This window comes from Nocardia abscessus NBRC 100374 (genome assembly GCF_000308455.1).
Taxonomy (GTDB): Bacteria; Actinomycetota; Actinomycetes; order Mycobacteriales; family Mycobacteriaceae; genus Nocardia; species Nocardia abscessus.
Window position 1 is genome coordinate 25,349 of the sequence record NZ_BAFP01000092.1, and the last position, 12,928, is coordinate 38,276.

At 69.4% G+C, this 12,928-nt stretch carries 13 protein-coding genes; 3 read left to right on the plus strand and 10 right to left on the minus strand.

The window, feature by feature from the left end; all coding sequences use genetic code 11:
- Positions 1-52 precede the first annotated feature (52 nt).
- The 10 genes from ON19_RS17825 to ON19_RS17870 all read right to left on the minus strand — a co-directional run bounded on the left by ON19_RS17825 (position 53) and on the right by ON19_RS17870 (position 9,238).
- Complete coding sequence (locus ON19_RS17825; RefSeq protein WP_043693606.1) at positions 53-484, minus strand: DUF4189 domain-containing protein; 432 nt, start codon at positions 482-484, stop codon at positions 53-55.
- Between the two features lie 187 nt (positions 485-671).
- Complete coding sequence (locus ON19_RS17830; protein ID WP_083899452.1) at positions 672-1,082, minus strand: metal-sulfur cluster assembly factor; 411 nt, start codon at positions 1,080-1,082, stop codon at positions 672-674.
- A complete protein-coding gene (gene sufU, locus ON19_RS17835; RefSeq protein WP_043693609.1) occupies positions 1,079-1,573 on the minus strand; it encodes a Fe-S cluster assembly sulfur transfer protein SufU in 495 nt (164 codons plus the stop codon). Before sufU ends, ON19_RS17830 begins: the two co-directional genes overlap by 4 nt.
- A gap of 3 nt (positions 1,574-1,576) precedes the next feature.
- Positions 1,577-2,830, minus strand: a complete 1,254-nt coding sequence (locus tag ON19_RS17840) for a cysteine desulfurase (RefSeq protein WP_043693613.1) — start codon at positions 2,828-2,830, stop codon at positions 1,577-1,579.
- Between the two features lies 1 nt (position 2,831).
- Positions 2,832-3,650, minus strand: a complete 819-nt coding sequence (gene sufC / locus ON19_RS17845; RefSeq protein ID WP_051169014.1) for a Fe-S cluster assembly ATPase SufC — start codon at positions 3,648-3,650, stop codon at positions 2,832-2,834.
- Positions 3,651-3,687: 37 nt separating this feature from the next.
- A complete protein-coding gene (sufD, locus tag ON19_RS17850; RefSeq protein ID WP_043693616.1) occupies positions 3,688-4,899 on the minus strand; it encodes a Fe-S cluster assembly protein SufD in 1,212 nt (403 codons plus the stop codon).
- Positions 4,899-6,335: a Fe-S cluster assembly protein SufB gene (gene sufB / locus ON19_RS17855; RefSeq protein ID WP_043693618.1), complete on the minus strand. Its 1,437-nt coding sequence runs from the start codon at positions 6,333-6,335 to the stop codon at positions 4,899-4,901. Before sufB ends, sufD begins: the two co-directional genes overlap by 1 nt.
- Entirely contained in the window at positions 6,332-7,141 is an 810-nt protein-coding gene (locus tag ON19_RS17860) for a helix-turn-helix transcriptional regulator (protein ID WP_043693622.1), read from the minus strand. Before ON19_RS17860 ends, sufB begins: the two co-directional genes overlap by 4 nt.
- A 347-nt stretch (positions 7,142-7,488) precedes the next feature.
- On the minus strand, positions 7,489-8,526 hold the full coding sequence (locus ON19_RS17865; protein ID WP_043693625.1) for a zinc-dependent alcohol dehydrogenase: 1,038 nt from the start codon (positions 8,524-8,526) through the stop codon (positions 7,489-7,491).
- A gap of 40 nt (positions 8,527-8,566) precedes the next feature.
- On the minus strand, positions 8,567-9,238 hold the full coding sequence (locus ON19_RS17870; protein ID WP_083899453.1) for a TetR/AcrR family transcriptional regulator: 672 nt from the start codon (positions 9,236-9,238) through the stop codon (positions 8,567-8,569).
- A 94-nt stretch (positions 9,239-9,332) separates the two neighbouring features.
- Here ON19_RS17870 and mptB point away from each other — a divergent pair, with 94 nt between their 5' ends.
- The 3 genes from mptB to ON19_RS17885 all read left to right on the plus strand — a co-directional run bounded on the left by mptB (position 9,333) and on the right by ON19_RS17885 (position 12,809).
- Entirely contained in the window at positions 9,333-11,015 is a 1,683-nt protein-coding gene (gene mptB, locus ON19_RS17875) for a polyprenol phosphomannose-dependent alpha 1,6 mannosyltransferase MptB (protein WP_043693627.1), read from the plus strand.
- Between the two features lie 73 nt (positions 11,016-11,088).
- A complete protein-coding gene (locus ON19_RS17880) occupies positions 11,089-12,021 on the plus strand; it encodes an ABC transporter ATP-binding protein (protein ID WP_043693630.1) in 933 nt (310 codons plus the stop codon).
- Entirely contained in the window at positions 12,018-12,809 is a 792-nt protein-coding gene (locus ON19_RS17885; protein WP_043693633.1) for an ABC transporter permease, read from the plus strand. Before ON19_RS17880 ends, ON19_RS17885 begins: the two co-directional genes overlap by 4 nt.
- The last annotated feature ends 119 nt before the right edge of the window (positions 12,810-12,928 follow it).

The window sequence follows — 12,928 nt, forward strand, 5'->3', positions numbered from 1 at the left end:
ACACCCAGCCCAGCAAGGACACCTCGTCGGCTCGGAAAGCGTTGCGCCCGAATTATCCGGCGCCCGATGTGCAAGCCGTCAATCGCACCGCCGCGGGCCGGGGAATCGCGCTGCCGAGGCTCGGGAACGGCGGAGCGCTGGGGCCGAGCACTTCGATGGCCCGGCGTTCGGCTTCGGCGCGGGTGGGGCCCCACGCCCAACCGTGCTTGCCGTCGGCGCCGCGGACGACCGATCCGCACGCGTTCCAGAACTGCACGACCGTCCGGCAGTCGGTGACACCGCATTGGGCGCGAGCCGCGGCGTCGGCGGCAGCCGCGCTCGCGTAGTCCACGGCCGAAGCGACGGCGCCGGTGCTGGACGAAAGCGCCAGCGCGCCATAGGTGGTCCCGGCGGCACGCGCTTCACCCGCGGGACCGCCGACCACGGCACAGGTGGCGGCGGATACTGCCACGAGCCCGAGGGCGGCCTTGTGCGGCACCGACATGCGATCCTCCCCGTCTGGCGAACGACTCCGGGCTCAGATCATTGTCCGGTTCGCGCGCTTTGTCGAAAGAGCGGACTTCCCACCCTCGGCGGGTGCGCGACGGCACTGCAACTGGGACACCGGATACGACTCGGCCGCCGGGGCACCCGTTCGGGAGCTGTCCGGCGGCCGACACCAGCCTGGCGGATTACACCGTGAACCCGAGCGCACGCAGCTGCTCGCGGCCGTCCTCGGTGATCTTGTCCGGACCCCACGGCGGAATCCACACCCAGTTGATCTTCAGGTCTTCTACGAGTCCGCTGCGCACCAGCGCGTTGCGGGACTGGTCTTCGATGACGTCGGTCAGCGGGCACGCCGCCGAGGTCAGTGTCATGTCGAGGACCGCGATGTTGTCCTCCTCGACGCGCAGCCCGTAGACCAGGCCGAGGTCGACGACGTTGATGCCCAGTTCCGGGTCGACGACGTCGCGCATCGCCTCTTCGATGTCCTCGAGCTGCTTGATGTCCTCCGAAGACAGATCGGACAGCTCGGGCAACTCGGACAGATCGGCGCCCTGCGCGGCCTGCTCGGTCGTGTCGGTGGCCGGTGTGTCACTCATGACGCTTCCCCGTTTCCCTTCGGACGATTCGGTTCTTCCGCGGCGCTCACGGGTTCCTCGGGGCCGATCCTGAGGACGGCGTCCTTGAACGCCATCCACCCGAGCAGCGCGCACTTCACCCGCGCGGGGTACTTCGAGACGCCCGCGAGGGCGATGCCGTCGCCGATCACGTCCTCGTCGCCCTCGATGGTGCCGCGGCTGGAGATCATCTCACTGTAGGAGTCGACCACCTTCAGCGCCTGCTGCACCGGTAGCCCGATGACCTGGTCGGTGAGGATCGAGGTGGCGGCCTGGCTGATCGAGCAGCCCTGGCCGTCATAGGAGACGTCGGCGACGTCACCGTTGTCGAGCCGCACGCGCAAGGTGACCTCGTCGCCGCAGGTCGGGTTCACGTGGTGCACCTCGGCCCCGAACGGCTCGCGCAGCCCTCGGCCATGCGGGTGCTTGTAGTGATCCAGGATCACTTCCTGGTACATCTGCTCCATGCGCATGACTTATGCAACTCCGAAGAAGCTCTGAGCCTTCCGCACCGCGGCGACCAGCGCGTCCACCTCGGCGACGGTGTTGTAGACCGCGAAGGAGGCGCGGGCGGTGGCGGCGATGCCGAAGCGCCGGTGCAGCGGCCACGCGCAGTGGTGGCCGACCCGGATAGCCACGCCCTCGTCGTCCAGAATCTGCCCGACGTCGTGGGCGTGGATGCCGTCGACCAGGAAGGCCACGGCGCCGCCGCGATCGATGTTCTCGGTAGGCCCGATGATGCGCACGCCGTCGATTCCGGCGAGCCCTTCCAGCGCCGCGCTGACCAGCGTGTGCTCGTGTGCCGCGACGGCATCCATGCCGATCTGTTCCAGATACCGCACGGCCGCGCCCAATCCGATCACCTGCGAGGTCATCGGTACACCGGCTTCGAACCGCTGCGGCGGCGGCGCGTAGGTGCTGTGGTCCATGAAGACCGTCTCGATCATGGACCCGCCGGTGATGAACGGCGGCATCTCCTCGAGCAGCGCGCGGCGGCCGAAGAGCACGCCGACGCCGGAGGGGCCGAGCATCTTGTGGCCGGAGAACGCGGCGAAATCCACGCCGAGCGCGCGGAAGTCCACCGGCATGTGCGGCACCGACTGGCAGGCGTCGAGCACGACCAGCGCGCCCACCGCCTTCGCCCGGCGCACCAGCTCCTCGACCGGAGCCACGGCGCCGGTGACGTTGGACTGGTGGCTGAACGCGACCACCTTGGTGGCGGGCGACAGTTCCAGCGAGTCCAGGTCGATCCGGCCGTCCTCGGTCACGGCGTACCACTTCAACGTGGCGCCGGTGCGGCGGGCCAGCTCCTGCCAGGGCACCAGATTCGCGTGGTGTTCCAGCTCGGTGATGACGATCTCGTCGCCCGGGCCCACGTGATGCGGGAACCGGTCGTCGGCGAACGCGTAGGTCACGAGGTTCAGCGATTCGGTGGCGTTCTTGGTGAACACGATCTCGCTCGCGTCGACGCCGACGAACCGCGCGATGTCGGCCCGCGCGTCCTCGTAGGCGTCGGTCGCCTCCTCCGACAGCTGGTGGGCGCCGCGATGCACCGCCGCGTTGCTGGTGATCAAGAAGTCGCGCTCGGCTTCGAGCACGCCGATCGGCCGCTGCGCGGTCGCGCCGGAGTCCAGGTACACCAACGGTTTCCCGTCCCGGACCGTGCGGTTCAGGATCGGGAAGTCGGCCCGGATGCGGGCGACGTCGAGGGTGCGGACCGTAGCGGTCATGTCAGGCTCCAGCGGTAGCGGACTGGGGGACGGCAGTCGGCGAAGCAGACGGGGTGGATGAGTGCTGAGTGAAGCGGACGTAGCCGTTGGCGTCGAGTTCCTCGGCCAGTTCCGCGCCGCCCTCGGCGACGATGCGGCCGCCGACGAAGACGTGCACGAACTCCGGCTGGATGTAGCGCAGGATGCGGGTGTAGTGCGTGATCAGCAGGACGCCGCCGTTCTCGCGCTCCTTGTAGCGGTTGACGCCCTCGGAGACGATGCGCAGCGCGTCGACGTCCAGGCCGGAGTCGGTCTCGTCCAGGATCGCGATCTTCGGCTTGAGCAGGCCGAGCTGGAGGATCTCGTGGCGCTTCTTCTCACCGCCGGAGAAGCCCTCGTTCACGCTGCGGTCGGCGAAGGCGGCGTCGATCTCCAGTTCGCTCATCGACTCCTTCACCTCCTTGACCCAGTGCCGCAGCTTGGGGGCCTCGCCGCGCACGGCGGTGGCGGCGGTGCGCAGGAAGTTCGACATCGAGACGCCGGGAACCTCGACCGGGTACTGCATGGCCAGGAACAGGCCGGCCCGCGCGCGCTCGTCCACCGACATCTCCAGCACGTTCTCGCCGTCGAGGGTGATCGAGCCGGAGGTCACCGTGTACTTCGGGTGACCGGCGATGGCGTAGGACAGCGTCGACTTGCCGGAGCCGTTGGGGCCCATGATGGCGTGCGTCTCACCGGATCGCACCGTGAGGTTCACGCCCGTGAGGATCTTGATGGGCTCGCCGGACTCGTCGGGGTTGGCGACCTCGACGTGCAGGTCCTTGATTTCCAGGGTGGTCATCGAATTCGAATTCCTTTGTCAGGTATGGGGTCGTTGATCAGGCGCCGATGGCGGCGAGTTCGGCCTCGATGGCCGCCTCCAGCCGCTCCCGAACCTTGGGCACCGCGATCTTCTGGATGATCTCGTGGAAGAACCCGCGCACCACCAGGCGGCGGGCGGCGTCCTCCGGGATGCCGCGAGCGCGCAGGTAGAACAGCTGCTCGTCATCGAACCTGCCGGTCGCGGACGCGTGTCCGGCGCCGACGATCTCGCCGGTCTCGATCTCCAGGTTGGGCACCGAGTCGGCGCGGGCGCCGTCGGTGAGCACCAGGTTGCGGTTCACCTCGAAGGTGTCGGTGCCCTCGGCGGCGGCGCGGATCAGCACGTCGCCGACCCAGACGGTGCGGGCGTCGCCCTTCGGTGAGTGCGGATCGCCTTGCAGCGCACCCTTGTACAGCACGTTCGACTTGCAGTTCGGCACGGCGTGATCGACGAGCAGGCGCTGCTCGAAATGCTGGCCCGCGTCGGCGAAGTAGAGGCCGAGTAGTTCGGCGTCGCCGCCGGGGCCGTCGTAGCGGACCGTGGCCGTGAGACGCACCAGATCGCCGCCGAGGGTGACCGCGATGTGCCGCAGCGTGGCATCGCGCCCCAGCTTGCCGTGATGCGCGGTGGTGTTCACAGCGTCGTCGGCCCAGTCCTGGACCGCGACGACGGTCAGCTTCGCACTGTCACCGAGCACGAATTCCACGTTCTCGGCGTAGGTTCCGCTGCCGCGCTGGTCGATCACCACGGTCGCGACCGCGAAGGTGTCCAGCCTGATCTGGAGGTGGCCGTAGGCGGTCGCGCCCTCGCCGGGGCCGGTGACCGTGATGACGATCGGTTCGCCGACCTCGGTCTCCGCGCCGACCGTCACGATGGTGGCCGACTCGAAGCCGGAATAGGCCTGGGCGGCCACTCGATCCGACGGCACACCGGCCTCGCCGAGGCGGGCGTCGGTGCGCGGCACGGTCTCGACCTTCACTCCGGCGGCCGGGGCGACCTCGACCGTGGCCTGGCCGTCCCGGACCGCGGTGCCGTCGTGCAACCCGCGCAGGCGGCGCAGCGGAGTGAACCGCCACGCCTCGTCGTGCGAGGAGGGCACCTCGAAGGCGTTCACGTCGTAGGAGGCGAAGACCTCGCCCTTGTTGGTCGCGGCACCTGCGCCCGGGTTCTGAATCGGCTTGGCCGTGGGGTTCTCGCCCTCGACCGCTCCAATCACACCAGTCGCCATCAGCCAACGGCCCCTTCCATCTGCAGCTCGATGAGCCGGTTCAGTTCCAGTGCGTATTCCATCGGCAGTTCCTTGGCGATCGGCTCCACGAAGCCGCGCACCACCATCGCCATCGCCTCGTCCTCGGTGAGGCCGCGGCTCATCAGGTAGAACAGCTGGTCCTCGGAGACCTTCGAGACGGTCGCCTCGTGACCCATGGTCACGTCGTCCTCGCGGATGTCGACGTAGGGGTAGGTGTCGGAGCGGCTGATCGTGTCGACCAGCAGCGCATCGCACTTCACCGTCGACCTCGAGCCGTGCGCGCCCTTGTTCACCTGGACCAGGCCGCGGTAGGAGGCCCGGCCGCCGCCGCGCGCCACCGACTTCGACACGATGGTCGAGGAGGTGTGCGGCGCGAGGTGCAGCATCTTGGCACCGGTGTCCTGGTGCTGGCCCTCGCCGGCGAAGGCCACCGAGAGCACCTCGCCCCTGGCGTACTCGCCGGTCATCCAGACCGCCGGGTACTTCATGGTGACCTTGGAACCGATGTTGCCGTCGATCCACTCCATGGTCGCGCCCGCCTCGGCCTTGGCCCGCTTGGTGACCAGGTTGTAGACGTTGTTCGACCAGTTCTGGATCGTGGTGTAGCGGCAGCGGCCGCCCTTCTTCACGATGATCTCCACCACCGCGGAGTGCAGCGAGTCGGACTTGTAGATCGGGGCGGTGCAGCCCTCGACGTAGTGCACGTAAGCGCCCTCGTCGACGATGATCAGGGTCCGCTCGAACTGGCCCATGTTCTCGGTGTTGATCCGGAAGTAGGCCTGCAGCGGGATGTCGACGTGCACGCCCGGCGGCACGTAGATGAAGGATCCACCCGACCACACGGCGGTGTTCAGCGCGGAGAACTTGTTGTCGCCCGCGGGGATGACCGTGCCGAAGTACTGCCGGAAGATCTCCGGGTGCTCCTTCAACGCCGTATCGGTGTCGAGGAAGATGACGCCCTGCTGCTCCAGATCCTCACGGATCTGGTGGTAGACGACCTCGGACTCGTACTGCGCGGCGACACCGGAGACCAGCCGCTGCTTCTCCGCCTCGGGGATGCCCAGCTTGTCGTAGGTGTTCTTGATGTCCTCCGGCAGCTCGTCCCAGGACGCGGCCTGCTTCTCGGTCGAGCGCACGAAGTACTTGATGTTGTCGAAGTCGATGCCATCGAGATTGGAGCCCCAGTTCGGCATGGGCTTGCGATCGAAGATGCGCAGCGCCTTGAGCCGCTGCTCGAGCATCCATACCGGCTCGTTCTTCTTCGCCGAGATGTCGCGGACAACCGCCTCGGACAGACCTCGTTGCGCACTGGCGCCGGCCACATCCGAATCGGCCCAGCCGTAACCGTATTTGCCCAGCGAGGCGATGGTCTCTTCCTGGGTGAGCGGTTGCACCTGGTCGGTGGTCGTCGTCATTCGGCACTCCTTCCGGAGTCGTTCGTTCGTACCGCTGCGGGCTGTGCAGCGGTTTGTGCTGACGTTCTGGTCTGCGCGGTGGGCGGCACCAGCAGCGGCACGTGCGTGGTGCACGCGCAGTCGCCGTTGGCGATCGTGGCCAGCCGCTGCACGTGCGTACCGAGCAGCTCACGGAACGCCTCGAGTTCGGCCGCGCACAACTGCGGGAACTCTTCGGCGACGTGCGCCACCGGGCAGTGGTGCTGGCAGATCTGCACGCCCGCGCCCACCTTGCGGGTGGTGGCGGCGAACCCGGCGTCGGTGAACGCCTCGGCGATCTCCTCGGCCTTGGCCTCGGTCTGCTGCGGGGTGTGTTCCGCGACCGGTTCGATCCCGGCCACGATAGTGCGTGCCCGTTTCCGGGCGAACTCGGTGAGGGCCGGTTCGCCGCCGATCTCCCCGAGCTGCCGCATGGCGGCGCCGGCCAGATCGTCGTAGGCGTGGCCGAGTTTGCCTCGTCCCGCCGCGGTGAGCTGGTACTGCTTGGCCGGGCGGCCGCGGCCCTTCTGCTGCCAGGGCGCCGAGCGGCCCGCTCGCGCCTGACCGGAGTCGATCAGGGCGTCCAGATGCCTGCGCACGCCCGCCGGGGCCAGTCCGAGCTTGTTCCCGATGGCGGTCGCGGTGATCGGCCCTTCCTCCAGCAGCAGCTGGACGATGGCCGCTCGGGTATGCCCTTCACCGCCGACCGTCGCGGGCGCAGCGACCGACCCGGCGCCGGTCCTGCGACCAGCTCCTTCGTCGCCTCTCCGCAAACCCACGGTTTTCACAACACCAGTGTGTCGGAATTACTTCCTGAAATCTAATAAGGGTGCCCTGACTTCCCCGCACCAGTGACCTGCGGGAATTGCGCCACCGGTTCCGCTCGCACAACACATCCCCCACGGATGCGGCCCGGAGGATGCGCGCCGATTCCGCCCCCGCCTCTCCATTTCCGCATCCAGCTGCGGCTGACCTGCGCAGACGGGCCGAGCCGAGCGAGCACGCTGCCCGGCACGTCTACCTCGGAAGTGCTCACATGCCTGCGAACCCGAGTGTGCGCGGTTGCGAAGAGTGCGATTCGTCACAAGCCGGTCCTCGGCGCACCCGCTTTGCGAGCGCCTCGCAGGGGATGCGCCTACGCCGAGGCAGCGTCTCGACGTACCGCCACCAGCTTCATGGGCGTCTCCAGCAGCGCGTCCACCGCTTCGTCCCACGTGGCGGTCGCGGTGGTGACCAGCGACGGGTCGAAGCGACCGGTCGCGACGAGGTCGAGAACCTGCGGAATGACCGGACGTACGTGCGCGCGGCCGGTGTGCAGGGTGCAGCAGCGGGTGTACATGTCGAGGATCGGCAGCGCGACGTCCCGCAACTGGACGCTGACGCTGGTGCACCAACCGTCGTAGGTGGTCGCGTCGATCGCCGCGCGCAGCGCCTTCGCGCCACCGGCCGCCTCCACGACGATCGGGAACCGGCCGACCCGCGCGTCCGGCGGTCCTTCGATCGCCTCCGCGCCGAACGCCTTCGCGATGTCGAGGCGCTCGACGGAGTCGTCGAGGTAGACCACCCGGGCGGAGCCGAGGGAGACCGCGAGCCCGGCGGCGTACAGCCCGATCGACGGTGCTGCCGGGCCGCCGAGCACCAGCACCTCGGCGCCGGGATCGTCGGCCAATCGCGGTCCGACCGCGCGGTAGGCGTCCGGGATGTTGTCGCTGGCGCTGGCCACCGCGACCGGGTCGACGCCGGACGGCAACCGCACGAGCATGGCGTCGGCGTGCGGCACCAGCGCCAGATCGGCCCACAGCCCGCCCCAGTTCAGCCCGCCCATGGGGCCGAGACCGAAAGTGGACAGCCGCGGATGGCTCGTGCAATTCCCGGTCCGCCCCCGCGCGCAGGCCCGGCAGCTGCCGCAGGAGATCTGGAACGGCACCACGACCAGATCGCCGACAGCGACGGCGCGGACCTCCGGGCCGGTCGCGACCACCTCCGCGACTCCCTCGTGCCCGAACGGATACGGCCCGGGCAGCGGAAACGCGCCGCGCAGGACGGCCGGGTCGATGTCACAGGTGGCCAGCGCGACCGGCCGCACCAGCGCCTGGCCGGGCCCGCTCAGGACGGGTTCGGGGTGTTCCTCCCAGCGCATCGCACCGGGGCCGGTCAGCATCAGACGCTTCATCGTCCGAGTCTCGCTAGAACGTTCTTTCCAGTCAAGCCTTTCATGCCGAATCGCCCTGCTCGGCAGGCACTTCCGGAATTCTTCCGGCCGAACCGGGCGCGGGCGCCGATCCGCCGTCCGTCGCGGACCCGTCGCCCCCGATCCCCGCCGCCGCGAAGGTCGACCGGATCAGCCGCTCCATCGACTTCGCCACCGTGCGCAGCGGCGCGTCCGTCTGCCGGATCCGGGCCAGGATGGTGGCGCCCTCGTAGGCGGCGACCACCGTGGTGGCCAGTTCGGCCGCCTCCTGCCCGCCGAGGCCGAGTTCGGCGAGCAGCCCGGCGAACGCCTGTTCCATGGTGTCGAAGGCGCTGACGCAGGCCGAGCGCACCGCCTCGACGTCGCTGCCGCCGTCCAGCGCGGGCGTCCCGATCGGGCACCCGTCGGTCCACCGCGAGTCCGCGAGCTTGCCGACCATGAATTCGAACAGCGTGGCCATGGTGGCGAACACGTCGGTCGGCGCCTGCCGGATCATCCGGCCGGTCAGCGTCCCGGTCCCGGTGATCGCCGCGACGGCGATCTCCTCCTTACCGCCCGGAAAGTGGTGATAGATCGAGCCGTACGGCAGTTCGGCCGCTTCGCTCAACGCCTTCAGACCGAACCCGTGATACCCGTGCCGCGCCAGCAGCCCGGACGCGGCCACCTCGATCCGCCGCCTGGACTCCGAAACCATCCGTCGATTGTGCCCCGCGAGCGGGGCGGGTCCGGTCGGAACGAGCGGGGTCCGTGCGCGGTGCGAGATCGCCGCTCGAACTAGGCTTCGTGGCGTGGCGGTACTGGAGGGCGCGCGGCGCAGGACACTGGCGTTGGGGCGCCGGGCACTCGGACTCGAGGTGCCCGCGGCCGATCACACGATCGCGGTGCTGCACCGCGACGAGTCGGAGGTGCCCGGTCTCGACCGCAAGGAGCTGGCGCAGCTCGATCGGATCCGCCTTATGGGCGCGACCGGCACGGTGCTGATGGCGATCAGCGCGCTCGGCATCGGCGCGCAGCCGGTGCACCAGAATCCGGTCTCCGGCGTCCGCGTGCTCGGCATCTTCGCCCGCGCGCACACCGGCTCGCTGGCGATGTGCATGACCGGCACCGTCGTCGTCGTGCTGGCCTGGCTGCTGCTGGGCCGGTTCGCGGTCGGCGGCATCGGCGGCTCCCCCGTGCACCGGCTGACCCGCTCGCAGCTGGATCGCACCCTGCTGCTGTGGATCATCCCGCTCAGCGTGGCCCCGCCGCTGTTCAGCAACGACGTCTATTCCTATCTGGCACAGAGCGAGATCGCCGCGCGCGGCATCGATCCGTACCAGGAAGGTCCGGTGGCCGGGCTCGGCATCGACAACGTCCTGACCAATAACGTCCCGACCATCTGGCGCGACACCCCCGCCCCCTACGGTCCGCTGTTCCTCTGGATCGGCCGGGGCATCGCCGAACTCACCGGAGACAACATCATCGCGGGCGTGTGGGTGCACCGCATCCTCGCGCTGGGCGGCGTCGCGCTGATCGTGTGGGCGCTGCCCCGGTTGTCGGCGCGCTGCGGCGTCGCGGCGGTGAGTGCCCTGTGGCTCGGCGCTGCCAATCCCCTGGTGCTGTTCCACCTGGTCGGCGGCGTGCACAACGACGCGCTGATGCTCGGCCTGATGCTGGCCGGGCTGGAATTCTGCCTGCGCGCCATCGAGGACACCCACCCGTTCGACGGCCGCGCCTACGCGTGGCTGATCAGCGGCGCGATCATCATCACTTTGTCGTCCTCGATCAAGTTCACCTCGATCATCGCGCTCGGGTTCGTCGGCATGGCCCTGGCCCGGCGCTGGGGCGCCTCGCTGCGCACGGTCGCCGTCGCGGCCGCCATGCTCGGCGCGATCGCCATCGGCACCACGCTCTTCATCAGTTCGGTGAGCGGGCTCGGCTTCGGCTGGATCTACACGCTGAACACCGCGAGCGTGGTGCGCAGCTGGATGTCGCTACCCACGGTGCTTGGCATCATCACCGGATTCGGCGGTGTGCTGCTCGGGCTCGGCGATCACACCACCGCGCTGCTGAGCATCACCCGCCCGATCGCGGCGGTGGTCGCGGGCTTCTTCACGGTGCGCATGCTGGTCGCCACGGGCACCGGACGGCTGCACCCGGTCGGCGCGCTCGGCGTGGCGCTGGGCGCGATCGTGCTGCTGTTCCCGGTGGTGCAGCCCTGGTATCTGCTGTGGGCCATCGTGCCGATGGCGGCGTGGGCGACCCGGCCGGTGTTCCGCGTTCCGGCGGTGGCGTTCTCGGCGATCGTGAGCGTCATCCTGATGCCGCGCGGCGCCGACCTGGAAGTGTTCCAGATCGTGGGCGCCGCGATCGCCACCGTGATCGTCGCGGTGCTGTTCGTCGTGATCACGCGCAACTCGCTGCCCTGGCGCGGGCAGACGGGGGTGTCGGCTCCGTCACAGGTGCCCACCTCTTACGGTGTGACATCGTGACCGAGCGTGGCGAGGGAGCCATCTACACAGCACCATCGAGTGCGACGCGGCCGAGCACCGGCGAGGCGAAGTCGTGATCACAGCTTCCGGACCCGCGGTCAGCGTCGACGGCATCGTCAAGCGTTACGGCGAGACCACCGCCGTGGACGGCCTGACGTTCGAGGTCGAACCGGCACGGGTGCTCGCGCTGCTCGGCCCGAACGGCGCGGGCAAGACCACCACCGTGGAGATGTGCGAGGGATTCGGCGCGCCGGACGCGGGCACGGTGCGCGTGCTCGGCCTGGACCCGATCGCCGATTCCGAACGGCTGCGTCCCCGCATCGGCGTCATGCTCCAGGGCGGCGGCGCGTATCCCGGTGCGCGGGCGGGCGAAATGCTCGACCTGGTGGCCGCCTACTCCGCGGATCCGCTCGATCCCGATTGGCTGCTGCGCACCCTCGGCCTGCAGGACAACCGCCGCACCCCCTACCGCCGCCTCTCCGGCGGCCAGCAGCAGCGGCTCGCCCTGGCCTGCGCGCTGGTGGGCAAGCCGGAAATCGTTTTCCTGGACGAACCCACCGCCGGCTTGGACGCCCAGGCGCGGCTGATCGTCTGGGAGTTGATCGACGCCCTGCGCCGCGACGGGGTCACCGTGGTGCTGACCACGCACATGATGGACGAGGCCGAGCAACTCGCCGACCAGCTGGTGATCATCGACCACGGCCGTATCGTCGCCTCCGGCACCCCCGCCGAGGTCACCGCGCACGGGGCGGCCGGGCAGCTGCGGTTCTGCGCACCGCCCAGACTGAACCTGGAACTGCTGGCGAACGCCCTGCCGGAAGGGTTCGCGCCCCGGGAGACCACCCCGGGCACCTACCTGGTGGAGGGCGAGATCAATCCGCAAGTGCTCGCGACCGTCACAGCGTGGTGCGCGCGAATGGACGTGCTGGCCACCGACATCCGGATCGACCAGCGCCGCCTCGAAGACGTCTTCCTGGAACTGACCGGACGGGATCTGCGCGGATGAGCGAGCACGACCGGACCGCCAACCGATTCGCGCCGGGCACCTTCGCTCCCGGCCCCCGCCCGAGCAGCCGCGCCGCGATGCTGCTCGCGCAGACCAGACTCGAGCTGATCCTGTTGCTGCGCAACGGCGAACAACTCCTGCTGACCATGTTCATTCCGATCACCCTGCTGGTGGGGCTGAGCCTGCTGCCGTTCGGCGAACTCGGCACGCACCGGGTGGACAAGATCGTCCCCGCGGTGATGATGGTGGCCGTCATGTCCACCGCGTTCACCGGTCAGGCCATCGCGGTCGGCTTCGACCGGCGCTACGGCGCGCTCAAGCGGCTCGGCGCGACGGCGTTGCCGCGCTGGGGCGTCATCGCGGGCAAGAGCGCGGCCGTGCTCATCGTGGTCGTGCTGCAAGCCGTCCTGCTCGGGTTGATCGGCTTCGCGCTGGGCTGGCGGCCGGAACCGGCCGGGCTGCTGCTGGGTGCGGCGGTGATCGCGCTCGGCACCGCCACCTTCGCGGCGATGGGCCTGCTGCTGGGCGGCACCCTCAAGGCCGAGGTGGTGCTCGCGCTGGCGAACATCCTGTGGTTCGTCATGCTGGGCGTGGCCAGCATCGTCTTCGCCGCCGACGACCTGCCCCACGCGGTGAGCGTGCTCGCCCGGCTGGTGCCGTCCGGAGCGCTCGCCGAAGCGCTGGAGAGCGCGATGCACACCGGCGTCGACTGGTTCGGGATCGCCGTTCTCGCCGTCTGGGGCGTGGTCTCGGGCATCGCGGCCACCCGCCTGTTCCGCTTCCACTGAATTCCGGGCGCGGCGAGGTCGCCGGCGGTTCGGTGGGCGCATGAGCGGCACGCCAGCGCGGCAGGCGAGGCGACCAGCAGACTCAACGACGAAATGTAGTAGACCGGGTGCCGGGCCCG